This is a genomic window from Mycobacterium sp. (assembly GCF_035603715.1).
In the GTDB taxonomy this organism is placed as follows: Bacteria; Actinomycetota; Actinomycetes; order Mycobacteriales; family Mycobacteriaceae; genus Mycobacterium.
This window is the reverse complement of record NZ_DATNJW010000629.1, coordinates 1-20,918: the sequence shown is the minus strand read 5'-3', so window position 1 is coordinate 20,918 and position 20,918 is coordinate 1. Positions and strand designations below refer to the sequence as shown.

Sequence of the window (20,918 nt, the reverse complement as noted above, 5' to 3'; positions counted from 1 at the left end):
GCTTCACCGTCGACCGTGCACTGACCGCGCAGCTCAAGGACGTCGGCCGCAGCGCGGGCGCGACCCCGTACATGACCCTGCTCGCGGCGTACGCCACGCTGCTGCATCGCTATAGCGGGCAGGACGATCTGCTGATCGGCTCGCCGTTCGGGTGCCGCGATCATGCGGGCCTAGCCAGTCTGGTCGGCTACATCGCCAACCCCGTGGTGCTGCGGCCTGACCTGAGCGGTGATCCGACCTTCACGTCATTGCTGGGCCGCGTCAAGACGACCATTCTGGAAGCGCTTGAGCACCAAGACTTTCCATTCGCGCTGCTCGTCGAAAAGCTGGATCCCGCCCGCGATCTGAGCCACACGCCGCTGTTCCAGGTCTCGTTTGCGTGGGAACAGACCCGCCGCTTCCAGGACGGCGCGGGTACGGGCTCCGGCACGGCAGCACTGGATTTCACGACCACCCACATCGGCCAGGGCGGGGCGCCGCTCGACCTGATGCTGTTGATGGGCGAACAAGACGGCGAGTTGCTCTGCGCCCTGCAGTACAACACCGACTTGTTCGACGACGCGACGATCGAACGGATGGCCGAGCACTTCACGACGCTGCTCCGCGGGATCACCGCCGATCCAGGCGCCGTCCTGTCGAAGCTCCCACTCCGTACCGACGAGGAACGTTCGCGGCAGACGGTGTGGAACAACACCGAGGTCCACTTCGACGCCCCAAACAGCTTGCCCGACATGGTGGCTGCGGTGGCCCGGCGCAGTCCGGCGGAGGTCGCTGTGACGTTCGGCGACCGCGACCTGACCTACGCCGAACTCGACCGGCGCGCAGACGAGTTGGCGAGTCGGCTGCGGGGCCTCGGCGCGGGCCCGGACAGCGTCGTCACCGTCCTACTGGACCGCAGCGAAGATCTGGTGGTGGCGCTGCTCGGCGTCGCGAAATCCGGTGCCGCGTTCATGCCTCTTGATCCGGGACAGCCCGCGAACCGCATCGCCGCGATGATCGAGGCCTCCGGCACGCGGGTGGTCGTCACACACGAGCGAAACCTTCAGCTAGTCAAGGGATTCGCCGGTCATCGACTCTGCCTGGACCTGCCGGCCGCCCCGTCGGCAACGCACACTGTCTCACCCGTCGCACCGTCGGGCGGACTGGCTTACGTGGTCCACACCTCGGGTTCCACCGGCGTGCCGAAGAGGGTGCTCAACACCCATGGTGGGCTGCGCAACCTGCTGCTCTGGATGCAGGCGAATTACCGCCTCGACGCCCGCGACCGAGTGCTGCACCACACTCCGGTGACCTTCGATGCGTCGCTGGCGGAGATCTTCCTGCCGCTGATCGTCGGCGCGCGGCTCGTCATCGCGAAGCCCGACGGGCACCGCGACGCCGCCTACCTCGTGCGCACCATCGCCGAGCAGAGCATCACCCAGATCGTGCACGTCGTGCCGTCGATGCTGCAGTCCTGGCTCGCCGAACCCGGCCTCCGGGACTGCGTCGCGCTGCGGCGGGTGACGTGCGGCGGCGAGGCGCTGCCCTACGACCTCGCTCAGCGCTTCCTGAACACCACGGACGCCGAACTGTGGAACGAGTACGGTCCCGCCGAATCCGCCGTCACGGCCACGTATGCGCGGTGCAAGCGCGGCGCGCCCGGCCCGTCGATCCCGATCGGCCGACCAATCGCCAACGTCCAGATTCACCTGCTCGACGCCTATCTCCAGCCGGTGCCGGTGGGCGTGCCGGGCGAGCTGTACATCGGCGGAGCCGGCGCGGGCCGTGGCTACTCCGGTCAACCTGACGTGACGGCCACCAGGTTCATCGCCGACCCGTTCGCCGCCCAGCCTGGCGGAACGCTCTATCGCACAGGCGATCTGGCCCGTTATCGACCGGACGGCAACATCGAGTACCTCGGACGTCAGGACAGCCAGGTGGAGATCCGCGGCGTCCGGATCGAGCCGGGCGAAGTCGAGGTCGCACTGAGCCGGCATCCCGACGTGACGGAAGCCGTGGTGGTCGCCACGACTGACGAGCGCGGCCACACTCAGCTGACCGCCCACGTCGCGGCCGGCACCGAGCCCGGGCCGACCACCGCGCAGCTTCGGCGCTTCCTGCTCGAGTGGCTTCCGGCGGCCATGTTGCCGGCCCACTTCGTCGTGACGAGCGCATTGCCGCGTACCTCCGGCGGGAAAGTGGATCGGCGGGCTCTCACCGAGACCGGCGCCGGAGCATCGCAGCGCAAGCGGGAGTTCGTCGCTGCCCGCAATCGGACCGAGCGGGTCTTGGTCGAGATCTGGTGCAAAGTTCTCGGCGCCGAACGCATCGGTGTACACGATGACTTCTTCGCGCTCGGCGGCTCCTCGACGCACAGCCTGGAGGTCGCGGTGCGTGCCGAGGCGGCCGGCCTGCCGCTGAAACCGGAGTCGGTGTTCTTGTTCGGCACAGTCGCGGAATTGGCCGCGGAGTATGGCGATCCGCTCGAAAGCCACGCCGATGTCGCCAATGCGCAGGCCGTCGAGCCCGACGAAATCAGCCCGCGCACTGAACCGCGGCCGGTTCCTGCGGCAGACCGGCCGACCCGCAACACCGTGATCGAAAGCATCGGCACCTACCTGCCTTTCAAGGCGGTGTCGACCGCGGACCTTCTCGCCGGCTGCGTCAACGACATCGGCATACCGCTGGAGAAGCTCACCGGTATCAAGCACCGACGGGTGGCGGCCGACGGGGAGTTCTCCATCGACCTCGCCCGCCAAGCCGTGGCCGACTGCCTCTCCCGGTCGAGTTACCGACCGGGAGAGATCGACCTGCTGATCTCGTGCAGCATTTCCCGATACGACGGGCCCGACCAGAAATTCGTCTTCGAGCCCAGCACGGCGGCGCGGCTGCGGGATCAGTGCGGTCTCGACAACGCCCTGGCTTTCGACATCACCAACGCGTGTGCCGGAATGTTCACCGGGATCGTCATCGCAGACGCGTTCCTGCAGACGGGGCTGGTCGGCCGCGCAATGGTGGTCAGCGGCGAATACATCACCCACATCAGCGAGACCGCGCAGCGACAGATCGAGGGTCCGATGGATCCGCGCCTCGCATGTCTGACCGTTGGGGACGCCGGGGCCGCAGTCATTCTGGAACGTGGTCCCAACAACCGCGCCGGCTTCCACGACATCGACATCGCCACGCTCAGCCGCTACGCACCGATGTGCATCGGGAAAGCGACCGGTGGGCCGGAGGGCGGCGCGATCATGACCGTCGATTCGATTGCGGCGACCGCGATAGCGGTGCAGGCCGCGGTACCTTACGTCGCCGGTGTGATGCGCCGCCACGGCTGGCGCCCGGAGCACTCCGACCACATCGTGATGCACCAGACCTCGGAGTCGTCGCTCAACGACGCCGTCGGCGCAGTGAACCGGATGTTCGGCGCAGGATCCGCCAACCCCGGGAACACCATCTACAACCTGGCAGAGCGTGGAAACACAGCCAGCACAACACATTTCGTCGCCCTCAAGGACCACATCCTGAGCAACCGGATCAGGTCCGGCGACAACGCGGTCTTCGGCATCAGCGGCTCCGGCCAGACCGTCGGCGCCGCGCTGTACACCTTCGACGACCTGCCCGATCGGCTGCGCCGTGGTTCTGAGGACCACCGCCGACGCGAAGCGCCGCTCGACGCCGCGATCACCGAGCCGCCACCGCCACCCGCGGTGGGCATCGCCGGGGTCGGCACCATCCCCGCCGGGCCGCCCGGATCGCGCGGCTCGGTGGAACTGGCGACCCAGGCCGCCGCGCAGTGCCTCGACCACAGCGGCCTCAACCGCGACGAGCTCGGCTTGATCATCCACGCCGGCGTGTACCGGGACGAGTTCATCAGCGAGCCGGCCATTGCGGCGCTGGTAGCCGGCGAACTCGGGGTGAACGACGACATCCGATCCCCCGACGGCCCCAAGACTCTTGCCTTCGACGTGTTCAACGGCGCGGTCGGATTCCTCAACGCCTGCCAGGTGGCCGTCCAGATGATCGGCGCGGGAAAAACCGGGCACGCGATGGTCGTCGCCTCGGAAACCGAGAACAACTCCGGCAGCGACGCACACCCCGCCTACGGCCTGAGCGAGACGGGGTCAGCGGTGATCCTGTCACCGACCAACGGCAACAAGGGATTTGGCCGCTTCGTGTTCCGCCACTACCCCGAGTACGCCGGAGCACTCACCACCTACACCCGACACTCAGACGGCCAGACGTGGTTGGAAATCGACCGCGACCCGAACTTGACCGCTCACTATCTGAACATCATCGCTGACGCGGTGGGCGAACTGCTCAAGCTCGAGGCGATCGCACCGTCCGATATCGCCGCCGTGTTTCCGCCCCATCTGTCGCAGCCCGACCGCGAAGAACTGGCCACCCGATTGGGTGTTGCGAGTTCGCTTTTCGTCGCCCCCGCCACCGACACCGACCCGTTTTCTTCGTCGGTGCCGCACGGACTGCAGCAAGCCTGGCAGCACGGTCTGGTGGGTTCGGGCGATGTCGGTTTAATCGTGAGCGCCGGCTCTGGGCTTCAGGTCGGCTGCACGACCTACCGCTTTTGACGGCGGCTACTCGTCGCGTAACTGCGATGCCAGCGCGGCCTGGGTGGTCTGCCACGCGGGACCGACCGCCGCCAACACCGCCGACAGGATGGCGAGGACCGCATAACCAGTCGCTTCGGACGCCGGGAAGATCAGCGGAACGACAGCGCCCACGTCGACGATGGCGGCCCGCGCCACGGCGCCGATGATCGCGATGGACACCAGTCCGCCGAGAACGGCACCCGTTGCGCTCGCGATGACGGCCTCGATTGTTGTCACCGCGAAGACTGTGGCCGGGGTGGCGCCGAGCGCCTGGATCAGCGCGATCTCACGGCGACGCCGGATTCCGAGCAGCAAAAGCGTCGAGGACACCGAGATGAAGGCGATTGCAAGCAGACCGTACTTCAGGGTGTTCAGCGGTGCGAGAAAGCGGGATTCACCGCGGACCACCGCGGATCGATACCCATTGCCATCCACTTGCGTCAGCGGCTGATTGAAGTGCTGGGCACGGATCTCGGCGGCCAACTGTTCGAGGCTGACACCCGCGGCCGGTTTGACGAAAACCAGTCCGGCGGGCTGCGGACCGAAGATCTGCTCGGCGAGCGGATAGGACATCTGAATTCGGCGCCCGCCCACTTCAGGGGTGGCCACGATCGTCCCGACGACGACTCTGCGGGCGCTGGGTCCGCTGCCTAGCAGCATCGTGTTGCCGACGCGGACGCCCGTTTCCCGCGCCAGAATGCCCCCGACGACCAGTCGATTCGCCGCGACGCTTCGCCTCGGGGAAGGCCCCGCGAGCGCCCGGTAGGAGAAGGTGGGCCGATCCTCGGCTCGTACGTAGGCCAACTCTCCGTTTGCCAGGGTGATCTCCACTTCCGCCATCCGCTCGATGGCGCCTACGCCTGGCAGGGCAGCAAGTTTCGACATGCTGTCAGGTGAGAATTTGGCATCCGTCGAGCCCCAGTCGGTGAACCGGGTGGTGGTGAGCACCAGGCGTCCCGTCGCCTGTGCTTTCGCCACGTTGTCGACTCCATGGTCGATGGCGATCAAGAACCCGGACAGCAGTGTCGCGACGGCCACCGGTACCGCGACGGCACCTCCGATCGCGATCGTCCGCGATTGATCCGCGCGCAGCCCGGTGAACGCGATCGCGAGCGCCGCGCGGCGAATTCTTTCCGGCCGGAGCCGGATCAAGGCCAGGACTTCTGGGCCCACGTAGGCGGCGGCCAGAAGCAAACCGACGATGGCGACGACGACCCCGCCGTTGGCGATCCCGGCTTGCCACGGCGTCAACCCACCCGACCACGTCGCCCACCACACGGCGATGACGCCGGCTACGCCGATCGCCAGCAGCGCCACCACCTTGGGCCACACGCGTGCCGACTGGTTGTCCTCGTGGGCGGCGCGACCCGAAAGCTCAGTCGCGATAGGGGTTTTCGACGCCGACAGACTCGGTAAGAGGGCCGCGAGCACGGCCAGCAGGACCCCGATTACCAGCGCCGCCACGACGACGTTCCCTTCGACCACCACAGGGACGTTGACCCCGACGAACTGTTGCGTCAGCTCACTGGCACTGGCGACGACGGGGTGGGCGATGACGATTCCGAGCAGAACTCCGATGACTGACCCTGAGGCGCCGAGCAGGCCAGCCTCTGCGAGGAACCCACCGAACGTGATCACCGGCGAAGCACCCAGAGCGGCGGCGATCGCGACTTCTCGTCGGCGTTCTTGAATCGACAACCGGGTGAGTTGCGCGATCAGGATCACCCCGACCCCGATCGCGATCAGGGCGAAGATCGCCAGTAGCGGAAACAAGATGACGTTGACGTTGAACCCGGCGGCGGGATCGTTGCGGGTCAGCACCCGGTATCCCGGCCCAATTACGTTCAGCGCCTCGACGATCCCGGTTTGGACCTCGGCCGCATCGGCGTGCTCTGCCAGCGTGACGTAGACGGTGTCCACTCGGTCGCCGCGGGCGAACTGCGCCTTGGCCGCGCTGAGCGGTAACACGATGACACGTCCGCTGTTGACGTTGTCCAGCTGTGGGATCCGGGCGAGTCCGGATATCGGCAGCTGGCCGATGTCGGTCGCCAACATCGGGGTCTTACCCAACGAGCGGCCGAAGGTGGTCGAGGTGGCCAGCACCTGCGGCTCTTTTTGCCCGGCGCCGCACACTTTCGGGTCGATCATCCAACGAGCTGCGCAGTCGATTCCCAACGCCAGCACAACGGTGTCGCGGTCGCCGTCACGCACCTGGGTGGCCGCGCGGACGACAGGGGCGAGCACCGACACGCCCGAAACAGCTCGGGCGGCACCAATCACCGCCGGCCCGATCCCACCCTGGGTCGCGGCGCCGACGATGCGCAGCGGCGCGGGCCCGGCTATCCGGTAACCGACGTCATCGATAGCGGTACTGACGCTGCTGGTTTCGATCATGACCGCGACAACGATGGCCACTCCACCGCCGAGGGACAGCGACGCCAGCAGCGCGCGAAGCGTGTGCCGTCGAATGGCCCGGAGGTTGATCAGCCGCAGGACGCTGACGGCCGCGGCTAGTGCGGTGCGCGCCATGCCGGGCCGCCGTGCCGAACTTGCCGCTCGTCGCTTTCGATGCGGCCGTCGAGGAGGGAAACCAACCGAGGTGCCTCGTCGGCAATCGATCGATCATGAGTGACCAGCACGATGGTCTGGCCTGCCGCGTTGAGGTCGTAGAGTGCCTCGATCACACGGCGGCCATTCTTGGTGTCGAGGTTGCCCGTCGGCTCGTCGGCGAGTACGACCTGAGGAGCCATGAATAACGCGCGGGCGATCGCGACGCGTTGCTGCTCACCCCCGGACAACTCCGCGGGCACCCGCTTGGCCATGCCCGCCAGCCCGAACTGGTCCAGCAGCGAGATGGCCCGGTCATACTGCGCGCGACCGCTCTGCCCGGCCAGCAGACTGGGCAGCATCACGTTCTCGGCCACCGACAACCCCGCCAACAGGTTGAAGGACTGGAACACATACCCGATCCTGCGACCGCGAACGCCAGCCAGTTCCCGAGCAGACAACTGGGCGACGCTCACCTGATTCACCAAAACCTCGCCGGTCGTCGGCGGCTCCAGCAACCCGAGGATGCTCAGCAATGTCGACTTGCCCGAGCCCGAGGGCCCGACCATGGCAACGAATTCGCCGGCGGTGATCCGCAGGTTGATGTCGTGGATGATCGGTATCGCCGTCGGGCCGGAGCCGAACGATTTGTAGAGGCCGCGGGCTTCCAGGACCACCGGCCCTGAACCCGCGGCCTGCAGGGTTCCCGCGACGGTGGCGCCAGGTTTGCGTCCGTTGAGGTAAGCGGTGGACGAGGCGAACAGCGGCGAACGGGCCTGGGTCACGTCGGACGCTCGTTCGGTTGCCGGTTGCTCGGGCGCACTTACCGGAAGGGCTGTCACTTCGGCCAAGGCAGGCATGATCAGCGGGATATCGACGCCGGAACCAACCACGAACACACCCTGCGGACTGCCTTCCATCTCACCCGCGCCTTTGACGATCTCCGTGAGGGCGGCCACTGCTTCGTCGTCGTCATGCGGCAAAAATCGCCGACGCACATCGATGACCAATCCGTCAGCCGTGCCGACCACTGCAAGCGTCGCAGTGTCCGGCTCGATGCTCAGCAGCGCCGTGTGGTCATAGCCGGCCGACTCGCCTGCCGTGCGGGCCAACGCAAGCGTGGATGACGCCAAAGACGAATTGTTCGCGGATGCCAGCGCCGCGCCACGGGCCGGTCCCGTGTCGGGCTGCTCGGGCGTACTGATCGGAAGCGATGTTGCCGCAACCAAATCCGGCATGATCAGTGGGACGTCGACACCGGAACCGAGCAAGAACACGCCCTGCGGGCCACCCTCAATCGCGTCCACACCTTTGACGACCTCGACGAGCGCGGCCAGCGCCGCAGCGTCGTCGCTCGGCAGAAACCGCCGACGCACCTCCGTGATCGACTCGTCGTAGGTGTTCAGCACCGCCGAGGTCGCCGAATCCGGCTCGATACACAACAGCGCGATGTGCGTGTACCCGGCCGCCCGCCCTTCCGTGCGCGCCAACTCGATCGCCGACGACGTCAACAGCTCAGTGTTCGCCGATGCCAGCGCCGCACCCCGGGCCAGCGCGGCCTCGGGCTGCTCGGGCGCGCTGACCGGAAGCGACGTCGCCTCAACCAGTGCGGGCATGATCAGCGGGACATCGACACCCGAACCGACCACGAACACGCCCTGCGGGGCGCCCTCCATTGCACCCGCATCCCTGACGATCTCGACCAGTGCGCCCACCGCTTCGTCGTCGTCATGCGGCAGAAACCGCCGGCGCACCTCGACGACCAGCCCGTCTTGCGCGCCGACCACCGCAAGCGTCGCGACATCCGGCTCGATGCACAGCAGCGCCGTGTGGTCGTACCCGGCTGACTCACCTGCCGCGCGAGCCAACGCAACCGCGGAATGAAACGGCGACACCAGTTGGACGTTGTCGACCCTGCGCGTCGCCAGGCCCTCACGCAGGGCCGTCGCCGTGGCGACATCGAGCCAGGTCACCCCGGCGGATCGGACCTGATAGCCGGCGCCGGCCGCCGTTTCCCGGGTGATGAGGATGGTGGCGATGATCTGCTCGGTCGTCGTGTCGGACGGCAGGTCCGCGCCATGCGCGATGTCGAAATTGCCATGGTTCACGGCGTCGCCGTCCGCCTTCGCCCCCGCTATCAGGACGGTGCGGACAGACGTTGGCGTCATGGAAACACCGAGCACAGCGTCCGACACGTCTCCACAATAGTTTTGGCTGCGCTCGCTTTGTGCCAGCAAGCGATGTATCGAATGTCGCCGCGTCGACACTTTCCGCCTAGTTACTTACCGCGCCATACTCGCGAAGCGCGGCAAGTGCAGCTGGTGCGCGACGGTCACCTTCTTGGTCAGGCCGTTGCGGCGATTGGCCCGAACGCTTCCGTTGAGCTGGACTCGACCGCTGTAGCTTTACACCAAATTATGTTGCCGCGCGGCAATGTTCGCCTCCACCAAATCCTGGTCCACCGTTGATCTTGCAGGCCAACTGATTTCAGCTGGTGCTATATCCCCAATAGTCATACGTGCCCACGGGCTCCGGACACAGGTCGTGGTATGTGGCCAGCACGAACTGCGACGCCTCCGCGCCGGGCGGCGCGGCCCCGGGTGACTTCAGTTCGACCAGGGGTAGGCAAACAACGGCCCGATGACCGCAGATGAGAGGAGCCACACCAGTGCGCACAGGATCAGCAGCCAGGCCGCTTGCGCGAAGAATCGGAACTGGTTCGCCGAGGCCAGCTCGAACCGGATGACGGAGCTCAGCCGGGCCAGATCGGCGGCGGTCAGGAACACTTTCCCCGTTCCGACCCTCAGCATGTAGCCCTGCGTCCCGCTGGGCCGGTCCAAGCGGATGAGAAGGAGCCGATCCCCGTCGCTGTCTCGCATGCCGAGGAGGCTGGTCAACTCCGGTCGTCGCACGGCATTCCCCTTATGTCGGAGTGGGACTTCCTGCGCTTGGGGCGCTTATGCTACTCGCCGCGATGATTGCGCACAATACTGTGTCTCCCAAGCGAATTCGTATTGCCGCGATACCCTGCTGTCAACCTCTCACGCCGATCAGCTTCGGGAGTGATTCCCTGGTAGCGGCGACCTCCGCCCGCCCCCTAAGGTGAAATCAGCTTGCTCAGTGGCTTTTCTGAAAGCGGCGGCTGACTGCTGTTGTGAGAGGCCAGTAGCCATCCGTCATCGGTTCGTACCGCGATGCCGGTGTTCGTGCGCATGCTCCGACGATTCGGCCCTGATCGCCTCGCGCCCGCTGTAGTGACTGCCGAGGAAGCTAACGCAGTCACCATCGGGTGTGTAAACCGCCGCGTAGGCGTCGGGATCTCCTGCGTCCCAGGCTGTTATCTCCCGGTGAAGCAAGGCGTGGATGGCCTCTTCGTCGGCGCGCCGATCGTCGTCTGTGAATCCGGGCGGGTTGTCGCTGGTCATTGCCACCTCCTGTCCTCGTCGATTGTTACCCGGGCAAACGGCGCTCTCTTACCGATACCACATTGTTTCCTTATTTTTCTTAATTTTGGTGTAGCGTCAGCATCCATCGATCCGAGGTGAGCGCGACGCAGGGAGAAGGGGCCACGTGGAGCGGCAGATCAACAGCATGCGCACCGAAAGTCCCCAACTGCTGCCTAACGCCGATGCCGCGGCAGCCTACCGGCTCGTGCACCGACGTATCGACGAGCTGATCCGCAGCCGTGCCGGCATCGCCGAGTTGACCGTGCCGGCCTGCCCCGCCTGGACCATCCGCGACACCGTTGCACACCTGACCGGGGTCGCAGAGGACATCGTCGCCCTCAACATGGAGCACAAAGGCACCGATCCTTGGGCCAGGGCGCAGGTCGAACGTCTCGGCGGGCACACCATCGGCGACTTACTCGACCGGTGGGGTCAGTTGATCGAACAGGTGACAACGTTACTTGCTCTGGCACCTCAACGATCGGTATGTCAGCTCGTCTTCGACACCCTCACCCATGAGCATGACATTCGGGGCACTCTGAACGAACCCGGCTCCCGCACAGGCGATCCCGCGTTCGCAGCGGCCATCGGATTCGTCACGACGATGGGCGACCAATTCATCCGAGATGGAGCCTTGCCAGCACTACGACTGACGACCCCCACAACAAGCTCGGTACAGCTCGGTGATCCGCAAACCGCGCCGGGACACCTCGCCCTGGACGTCTCTGATTTTGAGGCGCTTCGCAGCTTCGGCGGACGACGCAGTATCCGACAACTGCTGGCACTGCCTTGGCAGGGAGACCCGACGCACTTTCTGCCCGCCTTCACCCACCAGCTGCCGGCCTTCACCAACGACGGCATCCAACCCCCGTCCGACGACCTGATCGAATAACTGACCCCGCAAGGACCACGGCGCTGCCAAAGAGCGGTAGGGGTGCCGGCCGATGACACGCTCAGAATCAGAAATGACCTCGGCCAGCGATTGCTACACCGGTAACAGCAGTCACATTGTTAACATCACCCGATGCAAGACTCGCGTCCGGTTTCCCGGCGTGACGCACTGCGCTACGCCGCTGCGGCGTCGGCGCTGGCCGGGCTGAGTGCGGCATCGGTAAGCGCTGCCACCCCCGCGGGCGCGGCGGCCGCTCCCACGCTGATCGACTTCGCCATGCGGCAGATTCCGGCCCAAGACATCCGCGCCGCCGGCCACTCGGGGGTGATCAACTACGTGTCGCTGTCGCGTCCCGGCTCGTCGTTTGGCGCCAAGCCGATTACCCGGGCCTACGCCGAGTCGCTGGCCGCCGCCGGGCTGGCGATCGTCAGCAACTACCAATACGGCAAGCCGGGCGGGTCGGCACCATCGGACTTCACCCGCGGGTTCGCCGGCGGTGTCTCCGACGCTCGCACGGCTTGGCAGCTCCATACCGCGGCAGGTGGCGGCCAGAGTGCGCCGATCTTCTTCACCATCGACGACGACATCAACCGCGACACCTGGAACACTGTCGCACTTCAATGGTTTCGCGGAATCAACTCGGTGCTTGGAGTGCAGCGCACCGGTATTTACGGCGGTATCAATGCGTGTCAGTGGGCCGCCGCCGACGGCGTGATCGGGAATTCGCGCACGCCCGGGCGTCGGTGGGCCTGGCAGACCCGGTCCTGGTCACACGGAAATGTCGACCCCGCCGCAGTTCTCTACCAGCGCATTGTGAGTACCGCGTCGACTCCGGGCCCGGTGGTCGGCGGACTCGAAGTCGACGTCAGCGACGCCTTGGCCCAAGATTGCGGCCAGTGGCAGCTACATCCGTGAGATTGGATTCAGCTCGTCATTGCGGCGTCAAACATGTTCGCCCGCAACGTCAATCGCACGATAGATTCGCTGCTCGCTGATCGGACGGGGCGTGCCCAGTTGTTGCGCCCACAGGCTGACCCGTAACTCCTCGATTTGCCAAGCGATGTCGCCGACGTCGGCCGCGGTCTTGCGCGCCGGCGGTAGCGCCCCGATCAGGTCTTCATAGGCGTCCTGCACCGCATGCACCCGCGCCATGCGCTCGTAATCGGTGTTTATTGCGCGCGGCAACTGATCGAGGCGCCGCCGGATCGCGGTCAGGTAGCGGACGAGGTCGGTCAGACGCGAAGCGCCGGTGCGAGTGACAAACCGGGGCGGCAGCAGGCGATCAAGCTGAGCGCGGACGTCGGCGACCGCCTCGGCTTGTGCTTGTGTGGGTTGGGCCGGCAGTAGTAAATGCACGTCCTGCGCCGCAGCCAGCACCTTTTCGACGCGGCTCACAATGTCGAGGGTTGTTGGTACGAGCGACTTGCCGACCTTGTCGCTCAGCGCGATGAACTCGTCGCGTGCCCAGACCGGAGTGGTGACCACCGCAGCGACCGCAGCGTCGGCGCAGTCATCGAGCAGCGCGGCGAGCGAGCCGTCGGGGTTGGTGCCCAGAACCAGACGAGTGCGTGCATCAAGTTGTCGCTCAATCGCTTTGACCGGCGACGACACGCTCAGCCGTAACAGTCGGCCCAAGCCGGGACCCACCGCTTCCCGCTGTTGACTGGACGTGGCAAACACCCGTAGGTCGACGGTGTTGCCCGCGTCGACGAAAGCAGGGTAGCCCCGCACCGCGCGCCCATCGACGGTGCGTTCAATGCTCGCAGGCAATTGGCCAAGGTCTTCGGGCCAGCTTCGCAAACCGGTGCGTTCAAACTCAGCGGCGACTGTATCGGCTACCGCGCGACGGGCCGACGACGCGAGTCGCTGTTGAAGCGCCGGCAAATCCTTGCCGCGCGCGATTTCGGCGCCCTCGGGTGATTCGACGGCAAACGTCACCCGCAGATGCGCTGGTAACTTTTCCAGGTCGAAGGCGTCAAGGGGTACCAAAATGCCGGTGCGGCGCCGCAATTGACGCTGCAGGGCTGTCAGCAGCGGCTCGCTGTCTGCGTCGATTCCTACCAGTACCGCGCGGGCGGTATCCGGTGCTGGAACAAAGTTGCGGCGCAAGTCTTTCGGCAGAGAGCGGATCAGCGCGGTCACCAACTCTTCGCGCAGTGCCGGCACCTGCCATGCGAACTCGTCGCCGCCCAGCCGCGCGAGCACATCGATCGGTATGTGGACCGTGACGCCATCGTCGGTGGCGCCGGGCTCGAAGCGGTAGGTCAGTGGCAGCGTGACGTCGCCGGCTTGCCAGACATCCGGCCGGTCAGCGTCGGTGGTGTCCCGGGTACGTAGCAGATCCTCGCGGGAGAGCGTCAGCAAATCCGGTGTCGCGCGGCGCTGCTTACGCCACCACGCGTTGAAGTGCTGCGCAGAAACAACATCGGCGGGTATCCGCGCGTCGTAGAACTGATACACCTCGTCGTCGCCGACGAGCAGGTCTCTGCGGCGGGCCCGCTCTTCCAGTTCCTCAAGTTCGGCCCGCAGCCGAGCGTTGTCGTCGAAGAAGTGGTGCTGGGTCTGCCAGTCGCCCTCGACCAGGGCGTGCCGGAGGAACAGTTCCCGCGCGACCGTCGGCTCGACACGTGCGTAGCCGATGCGGCGGCGCGCAACCAGCGGCAGACCGTACAGCGTCACCCTTTCGTACGCCATCGCTTCGCCCCGCTTGGCGTCCCAATGCGGTTCGCTGTAGGCGCGTTGAACACGGTCGCCCGCCACCCGCTCGACAACCTCCGGCTGAATGCGAGCACCGGTGCGCCCGTACAGGCGGCTGGTCTCGACCAGCTCCGCCACCACCACCCACCGCGGTGGCCGCTTGGATAGGGCCGAGCCCGGTGCGAGCAGGAAGCGCGAATTACGCGCTCCCTGATACTCCTTCGCGTCTTCGCGGCGCATACCGATGTGTGACAGCAATCCTGCTACCAGCGCCGCATGCACTCGGGCTGCGTCGGCCGGCTCGTCGGATTCAACGATCCCGAGCTCGCGGGCGATGCCACGCAGCTGCCCGACCAGATCCTGCCACTCGCGGATACGGAGATAGTGCAAGAATTCGTTGCGGCACATGCGCCGGAATGCACTGCCCGACAACTCATTTCGTTGCTCACGCAGATAACGCCAGAGGTTGAGGTAGGACATGAAGTCCGAGTGCTCGTCGGCGAATCGTGCGTGACTCTGGCGGGCGGCTTCCTCGCGCTCGGCGGGCCGCTCGCGGGGGTCGGGAATGGTCAGCGCCGCAGCCAACACCAGGACCTCTCGCACGCATGCCTCGGCTTCAGCAGCCAGGATCATCCGGCCTACTCTCGGGTCGACGGGCAGGCGCGCCAGGCGACGACCGAGGTCGGTGATCTCGCCCGCCTGATCGAACGCTCCGAGTTCCTGCAGCAGCTGCACGCCGTCCCGGACACTGCGCCGATCCGGCGGGTCCAGGAACGGAAACTTCTCCACGTCGCCCAGCCCCAGCGCGGCCATCTGCAACAGCACCGCGGCCAGGTTCGTCCGCAGAATCTCGGGGTCGGTGAAGGGTGGACGGGCCGCGTAATCCTCTTCGGAATACAGGCGAATGCACACACCGGGTGCGACGCGACCACACCGGCCGGCGCGTTGCGCGGCCGAGGCTTGAGAGATCGGCTCAATGGGCAACCGTTGAACTTTCAAGCGGCGGCTGTAGCGCGAGATGCGGGCGTTGCCGGGGTCGACGACATAGCGGATGCCGGGCACGGTCAGAGATGTCTCGGCGACGTTGGTCGCCAGCACGACGCGGCGCCCGCTATGGGCAGCGAATACTTTGTGCTGCTCCGCTGTTGGTAACCGCGCGTACAGCGGCAGCACCTCGGTTTGCTTGAGGCTGCTCAAAGCCTCCGCGGTATCGCGAATTTCGCGTTCTCCGGACAGAAATACCAGCACATCTCCCGGTGGCTCGGTCTCCAGTTCGTGGACGGCATCGACGATCGCCTCGACTTCATCACGGATCTCGGTGCGCACGATCTCGTCGTCAGGATCGTCCGGATCATTCTGGGCCGCAGTGGAAACCGGCACTTCGAGCGGTCGATACCTGATCTCGACCGGATATGCCCGCCCGGATACCTCGATGATCGGCGCACCACCGAAGTGTGCCGCGAATCGTTGCGGCTCGATGGTCGCCGACGTGACGATCACCTTCAGCTCAGGGCGGCGGGGCAGCAGCTCACGCAGATATCCGAGCAGGAAGTCGACGTTGAGACTGCGTTCGTGAGCCTCGTCGATGATGAGGGTGTCATAGCGCATCAGCCGGCGATCCCGCTGGATCTCGGCGAGCAGGATGCCATCGGTCATCAGCTTGACCAGGGTGCGCTCGCTGACCCGATCGTTGAATCGCACGGCGTAGCCGACGGCCTCGCCAAGCGGACTTCCCAGCTCGTCGGCGATGCGTTGTGCGACGGTGCGGGCAGCAAGCCGCCGGGGCTGCGTATGGCCGATCATGGCGCGGACACCGCGGCCCATGTCGAGGCAGATTTTGGGTAACTGGGTCGTCTTGCCCGACCCGGTCTCGCCGGCCACCACGACAACCTGGTGCGACCGGATCGCCTCGGCGATCTCCTCTCGTCGGCCCGTGATCGGCAGGTCTGGATAAGTGACGTTGGGTACCGAGCCTTGCCTCGTTGCGACAAGAATCTCGGCCGCGGCGATCTGCTCGGCCAGTTGGCGGAGTTTCTCCGGCTTCGCACCGCGAAGATTCTTCAACCGCCGGCCGAAGCGTGCGGCGTCAGCAAGGGTCAAACCGTCAAGGCGACGACGCAATTCCGCGACAGATGTTTCAGGCACCCCGGCCAGAATAGGCGCGCTCAATATTTGCGGCTCGACCTTCTCCGGGCCAGTGCGTTACGCCGCCTTAGACATTCCGTCAGAACCGATGAGTGCAGTTCTTCGGGTGGAGAGTCGCGGCGTTGGCTATTTGGCGCGTCTTCGCACCAAGGCCCCGCCGGCATTGCGCAGCCGCTCGGGAACCCGAAACGAGAAGACCGGGTTGAAAATATCTTCGCGTAGCCGGGTCAACTTCGAGCTCTTGATGTACCAGTGCCCGTCGATCTTCTCGTAGGTCTCGTGATAGTGGCCGTATCCCAACAGGTTTAGGCCAGGGGCGAGCCGGACCACATCTTGCAGTGCCCATACGCCCACCGCCGTGGTGGGTGAGGTCAGCGCGATCTCGGGAGCATGCACCTGGTGCACGGTGGGCTGGGATGGCTTGCCGATGTGCCCGCGGGTGTAGCGGACGAACGCATCAGCCCCGCTGATGACATCGCCGCCGGCCTCAGAGGTGTCGCTGACGAAATCATCGGCGAAGATCGTGCGCCAGGCATCCCAGTCCTTGGTATCCAGATAGCGGCAATACCGGGCCTTGAGCTGCTTGATCGCCTCAACCTCGTAGATGCTCTCGAGATCGCGGGCATGCGACGCGCTTGTGTCACCGGCTGCGGCGCTCATGTATCCCCTTTGTGGCGGTTCACCCGCCACCGTGCTGACGGTCCAACCAGCGGCGCTCGAACATAGGAAACATAGAGCTCAGCGACTTGAGAAGTCAACGACAGCGGGTGCACGGAACATGCATTCGAGCGAAGTCTGCATGTCCTGCATTGCCGTAACTGCGTGGGGCTGGGGTGTTTTCGCTGTCATGGTAGCGGGACGCGGGAATACGCGCGGCCACCAGGCCACCGCCCCACCGCTCGACAGGTGAGAAAGGTCCGTGGGTCCCCGAGCAGCCGATCCTCGGTGCGCAGTCGCCTCTAGGTGCAGAGATATTGCCTGTTGAGCAGGCAATTCGACGGTGGCGAGTAAGAGCCGGTCAGCACGCCCCTGAGACCACCTGTGGCTGAACCGCCGGGCGCGATGGTGCGATTCCAATTCGCGGGGGTGAGAACGAAGTGCGTGCCAGATTGCGTGAGGGTGCTATTCCAGGTGTGCGAGACGGATTCTCCTATCGGCAAGTCGAATTCAAGTCGCCAATCGGTGAGCGGCACCGCGCTCGAGTTGGTGATGGTGAAGTGGGCGATGAAACCGGTCTGCCACGCGTGTTCCACCGACAACGTCGCCGTGGCCGCAGCCGCATGAGCGACGGGGGTGATAGCGAGTCCGAGGACTGCAACCATCACTGCCGACACCGTTACGTGAAACGCTGTGCGCCACCGCCTCACGTAGTCATCCAGTCCGGCCATAGCAGGAAACACTAAGGCCAAGTAGGCGATATCGGCCGTGGCCTCGCGGTGAGGCTGCAGTACCTTTGCTCAACTGAAACCGTTATGAAATTTTCGCCTCGATCCACAGCAAGCGCGGTCCGAACCATTTGACTAACTGTCCCGGCCGTCGCTCGGATGCCAACGTGGAACCGACGCGTCTAGAAAGGCAGTTGGCTCACGTTTCGCAACTAGTAATCGTTGCCTGCGTGTGGGGGTATTCGTCGTCGGGCAGCGTGACGGGGTAATGCTGTTCGGCCCAGTCAGTCAAGTCGGCCTCGACCGTCAGGGAGGGTTTTCCGGCGAGCAGTGTGAGCGCGTCTTCGATCATGGTTCACCTTCCTCTCCGGCAAAACGAATCGCTAGTCAATGTGGGTGTTTTCGGTTGTGACTACAGCGGTGTGGCGAATCGGGGTTTGTGGTGGCGGGCCGCCCGCCGTGGAACGTGTTGCCTAGCTGAGGCGTTGGCGTCTTTTTTGGTGCACTGACGCCCGGGGTGTGCTAGATGGCGGGCCGGCCCAGCCCCCGCGATCGGGATGCCATCACCTCACTTCCACAGAGTTACGTTGGCTGTCTTTGACATTGGGCTCGGCGTTCGGTGTCGATAACGGTCGGAGGGCTACGCTGTAGCGGGTCGACCCGTCGCACCGGTTGGTTGCGTACCGGCGTCACCTGCTTCTGGAAAGACCGACCAGCGCACCGGGGCCCGCGCATGGCACATCCGATCACTGGTGGCGTCGGCCGCCGACGATCGGGAGCTTCAGCGGCGCAGAGGATGGCATCGACTTCGGCGATCAGCGCCGCTACGGATGGGTCGAGGCACTCGGTTAGCTCCGTGCTGCTAAGTGCTGCCGGCGCCACCATCATGGCGCACTGCGTCATCGCTTCCTCCTTCCTTTGTCAGCCCACACCGACCGATAACGTATCCACTCCATCTATGCCAATTCAGCTGGGTTATCTATGCCATTTGGTATAGATTTTATTTAGCACGCACCATGCATCGCGCGCAAGAGGAACGCGAGAAAAAATTTCACTGCTGGCCGGTTCCTACCTCGGCATGGACCGCTTCGGCCTCGATGTCTTGCCCTCCTTTAAGGACCGGGTCAACGCCGTCGTCGAACTGGCTCGCCGGGGATACGCCGAGCGGTACCGCTGCCGCGGGGATGGCGTTCTCGACGAGGACGGCAGCGATGGCGGCGGCGGTGGCGAAGGTTTCGGTGTTGAGGACTCGGTTGCGGGCCGAAGCGCCATCCAAGAGCAGCGCCAGTTGTTCGCCGAGCTGTTCGGGGTTGGCGGCGCCGGCCTCGCGCGCGGTTTCGGTGAGCCGCGCGGCAAAGGCTTTCTTGTACTCGCGGGCGCGTACGCGTGCCGGGTGGTCCGGGTCGTGGAGTTCGACGGCCGCCGCGATGAACGGGCACAGGGGCGCGTGAATGTCGAAGGCGGCGAGGAGCCGGTCGCGGGGCGTGAGGTCGGTGCGGTCGAACACCTCGGGCAGGATGTCGGGGTCGAATCGGCGTAGGTGTTCGGCGATCAGCTCATCCTTGCCGGTGAAGTGCTGGTAGAAGGTGCGCTTGGACACCTGGGCCACCGCGCAGAGCTGGTCCAGGCCGGTGCTGTTGATGCCTTGATCGCGGAACAGTTGGTATGCAGCGGCGACGATGCGCTCTCGTGCGCCCCTGCCGCGGCGTAGCCCTCGCGGCCCCTTCTCTAACTCCGTCACACCGCCATCGTAACCCGGTTGGGTACAGATCGGTGTACATAGCTTGCAATCCACTCCATTGCTCGATACGTTAAGCACTCAGATCGGTGTACATAACATCGGCACCTTCGAAAGATTGGAGTGATCGTGGGAAAACTCGATGGCAAGGTCGCGGTGATCACCGGCGCGACAAGTGGCATGGCCCTGGCCGGCGCCAAGTTGTTCGCTGACGAAGGAGCTCACGTCTTCATCACGGGCCGACGGCAGGACGCGCTGGACGAAGCCGTCCAGCAGATCGGCCGGAACGTGACCGGCGTGCAGGGCGATTCGGCCGACCTCGACGACCTGGACCGGTTGTTCGACACGGTCAAGCAGGACAAGGGCGCGATCGACGTGTTGTGGGCAAGCGCCGGGGTAGGCAAGCAGAACAAGCTCGGCGAGATCACCGAGGAGGACTTCCATGACGCCTTCTGGTTGAACGCGCGCGGCACGCTGTTCACCGTCCAGAAGGCGCTGCCGCTGTTCAACGATGGCGGCTCGATCTTCATGACCGGGTCAAACGCCTCGCTGCGGGGCTACCCGAATTGGAGTGTGTACGCCGGGAGCAAGGCCGTGCTGCCTGCCTATGCACGGGTGTGGGTGTCGGAGTTAAGGGACAGGAAGATCCGGGTGAACGTGCTGACCCCCGGCCAGGTCGCCTCACCGATGCTGGAAGAGGTGATGGACGAGGAGATGAAGGCGCAGTTCGAGTCGGTGATCCCGCGGCGAGAAATGGGCCGCCCGGAGGAGATCGCGTCGGCCGCGTTGTTCCTCGCCTCTGACGACTCGAGCTATGTCAACGGCATGGAGCTGGTCGTCGACGGCGGCACCACAGTGATCTAAGTGCCTCAGCACGACTACTCGATATGGCGCTAGCGCAATCGATGACATCGAGTCTCGGGCGCCGAGTCCATCGCACGTCGATGACCTGGCACACCAACCGGACCCTACGGGTGGGCGCAACGACAGTCTCACTACAAACACGAAGCACACAAGGAGTAGCCATGATCACCTTCGCCGCGCACCGCGACACCGTGGAGTCCTTCGTCGACGCCATGCACCGCGGCGCAGATAACGACGCCCTCTCCGCAATCCTCGCCGAGGACGTAGTGCTGTACAGCCCGCTCGGCGCTGAGCCAACCACGGGCCGCGACGCAGTCCTGGACGCCATCCGAGGGGTCGGCGCAGCGGCAGATCTCACTTATAAGGAAGTCCTCACCGGCAAGACGCACCACGCCGCGTACTTCCGGCTGCAAATCGAAGACACCGCGGTCGACGGAATGGACAGATTCCTGCTCGACGCGGACGGCAAGATCGCCGAGGTGACCATATGGTGGCGCCCGCTACCAGCCGGCGTTGCGCTGCAGCGAAACCTTGCGGGTGCACTCGGCATGCAGCCGTGGGAACTGCGCACCGAAGCGGAGTAATGGATGACCGCCGCGCCCGTTCGTGGATGGCGTT

13 protein-coding genes and 3 pseudogenes are annotated in these 20,918 nt (G+C 65.3%); 6 read left to right on the top strand and 10 right to left on the bottom strand.

The window, feature by feature from the left end; translation table 11 throughout:
* A partial coding sequence (locus VN856_RS25610; protein WP_325694544.1) for a non-ribosomal peptide synthetase occupies positions 1-4,565 on the top strand: 4,565 nt, incomplete at its 5' end.
* A gap of 6 nt (positions 4,566-4,571) precedes the next feature.
* On the opposite strand, the gene VN856_RS25605 is transcribed toward VN856_RS25610, so the two are convergent.
* The 5 genes and pseudogenes from VN856_RS25605 to VN856_RS25590 all read right to left on the bottom strand — a co-directional run bounded on the left by VN856_RS25605 (position 4,572) and on the right by VN856_RS25590 (position 10,558).
* Positions 4,572-7,115, bottom strand: coding sequence for an ABC transporter permease (locus VN856_RS25605; protein ID WP_325694543.1), 2,544 nt, complete (start codon positions 7,113-7,115; stop codon positions 4,572-4,574).
* On the bottom strand, positions 7,097-9,328 hold the full coding sequence (locus tag VN856_RS25600; protein ID WP_325694541.1) for an ABC transporter ATP-binding protein: 2,232 nt from the start codon (positions 9,326-9,328) through the stop codon (positions 7,097-7,099). Before VN856_RS25600 ends, VN856_RS25605 begins: the two co-directional genes overlap by 19 nt.
* Before the next feature lie 87 nt (positions 9,329-9,415).
* Positions 9,416-9,505: pseudogene (locus VN856_RS28950) on the bottom strand (hypothetical protein); the annotation flags it as partial.
* Positions 9,506-9,739: 234 nt separating this feature from the next.
* The gene (locus VN856_RS25595) at positions 9,740-10,012 is read right to left on the bottom strand and encodes a hypothetical protein (RefSeq protein WP_325694539.1); all 273 of its coding nucleotides are present in this window, start codon (positions 10,010-10,012) and stop codon (positions 9,740-9,742) included.
* Between the two features lie 297 nt (positions 10,013-10,309).
* On the bottom strand, positions 10,310-10,558 hold the full coding sequence (locus VN856_RS25590) for an SgcJ/EcaC family oxidoreductase (RefSeq protein ID WP_325694537.1): 249 nt from the start codon (positions 10,556-10,558) through the stop codon (positions 10,310-10,312).
* A 145-nt stretch (positions 10,559-10,703) separates the two neighbouring features.
* Between VN856_RS25590 and VN856_RS25585 the strand changes: the two genes are divergently transcribed.
* The gene (locus VN856_RS25585; protein ID WP_325694535.1) at positions 10,704-11,471 is read left to right on the top strand and encodes a maleylpyruvate isomerase N-terminal domain-containing protein; all 768 of its coding nucleotides are present in this window, start codon (positions 10,704-10,706) and stop codon (positions 11,469-11,471) included.
* Between the two features lie 132 nt (positions 11,472-11,603).
* A complete protein-coding gene (locus tag VN856_RS25580) occupies positions 11,604-12,386 on the top strand; it encodes a DUF1906 domain-containing protein (RefSeq protein WP_325694533.1) in 783 nt (260 codons plus the stop codon).
* A 27-nt stretch (positions 12,387-12,413) separates the two neighbouring features.
* Here VN856_RS25580 and hrpA read toward each other — a convergent pair whose 3' ends face one another.
* From hrpA to VN856_RS25560, 4 genes are all read right to left on the bottom strand, one after another.
* Positions 12,414-16,313, bottom strand: coding sequence for an ATP-dependent RNA helicase HrpA (gene hrpA / locus VN856_RS25575; protein WP_325694531.1), 3,900 nt, complete (start codon positions 16,311-16,313; stop codon positions 12,414-12,416).
* A 126-nt stretch (positions 16,314-16,439) separates the two neighbouring features.
* Positions 16,440-16,973: a nuclear transport factor 2 family protein gene (locus VN856_RS25570; RefSeq protein WP_325694529.1), complete on the bottom strand. Its 534-nt coding sequence runs from the start codon at positions 16,971-16,973 to the stop codon at positions 16,440-16,442.
* Positions 16,974-17,272: 299 nt separating this feature from the next.
* The gene (locus VN856_RS25565) at positions 17,273-17,701 is read right to left on the bottom strand and encodes a cellulose-binding domain-containing protein (RefSeq protein WP_325694527.1); all 429 of its coding nucleotides are present in this window, start codon (positions 17,699-17,701) and stop codon (positions 17,273-17,275) included.
* 196 nt (positions 17,702-17,897) lie between these two features.
* On the bottom strand, positions 17,898-18,050 hold the full coding sequence (locus tag VN856_RS25560) for a hypothetical protein (RefSeq protein WP_325694525.1): 153 nt from the start codon (positions 18,048-18,050) through the stop codon (positions 17,898-17,900).
* A gap of 708 nt (positions 18,051-18,758) precedes the next feature.
* Here VN856_RS25560 and VN856_RS25555 point away from each other — a divergent pair.
* Positions 18,759-18,866 (top strand): annotated as a pseudogene (locus VN856_RS25555) (phosphotriesterase-related protein); the annotation flags it as partial.
* A 387-nt stretch (positions 18,867-19,253) separates the two neighbouring features.
* On the opposite strand, the pseudogene VN856_RS25550 reads toward VN856_RS25555, so the two are convergent.
* Positions 19,254-19,439 (bottom strand): annotated as a pseudogene (locus tag VN856_RS25550) (TetR/AcrR family transcriptional regulator); the annotation flags it as partial.
* 126 nt (positions 19,440-19,565) lie between these two features.
* Between VN856_RS25550 and VN856_RS25545 the strand changes: the two are divergent.
* Both VN856_RS25545 and VN856_RS25540 read left to right on the top strand, forming a co-directional pair.
* On the top strand, positions 19,566-20,300 hold the full coding sequence (locus tag VN856_RS25545; protein WP_325694523.1) for an SDR family NAD(P)-dependent oxidoreductase: 735 nt from the start codon (positions 19,566-19,568) through the stop codon (positions 20,298-20,300).
* 161 nt (positions 20,301-20,461) lie between these two features.
* A complete protein-coding gene (locus tag VN856_RS25540) occupies positions 20,462-20,884 on the top strand; it encodes a nuclear transport factor 2 family protein (RefSeq protein WP_325694521.1) in 423 nt (140 codons plus the stop codon).
* Positions 20,885-20,918: the final 34 nt, after the last annotated feature.

Excerpts from the sequence above, each read along its gene's own strand:
- VN856_RS25605 (WP_325694543.1), bottom strand. The coding sequence starts at position 7,115 with ATGGCGCGCACCGCACTAGCCGCGGCCGTCAGCGTCCTGCGGCTGATC.
- VN856_RS25595 (WP_325694539.1), bottom strand. The coding sequence starts at position 10,012 with ATGCGAGACAGCGACGGGGATCGGCTCCTTCTCATCCGCTTGGACCGG.
- VN856_RS25590 (WP_325694537.1), bottom strand. The coding sequence starts at position 10,558 with ATGACCAGCGACAACCCGCCCGGATTCACAGACGACGATCGGCGCGCC.
- VN856_RS25580 (WP_325694533.1), top strand. The coding sequence starts at position 11,604 with ATGCAAGACTCGCGTCCGGTTTCCCGGCGTGACGCACTGCGCTACGCC.
- VN856_RS25570 (WP_325694529.1), bottom strand. The coding sequence starts at position 16,973 with ATGAGCGCCGCAGCCGGTGACACAAGCGCGTCGCATGCCCGCGATCTC.
- VN856_RS25565 (WP_325694527.1), bottom strand. The coding sequence starts at position 17,701 with ATGGCCGGACTGGATGACTACGTGAGGCGGTGGCGCACAGCGTTTCAC.
- VN856_RS25560 (WP_325694525.1), bottom strand. The coding sequence starts at position 18,050 with ATGATCGAAGACGCGCTCACACTGCTCGCCGGAAAACCCTCCCTGACG.
- VN856_RS25540 (WP_325694521.1), top strand. The coding sequence starts at position 20,462 with ATGATCACCTTCGCCGCGCACCGCGACACCGTGGAGTCCTTCGTCGAC.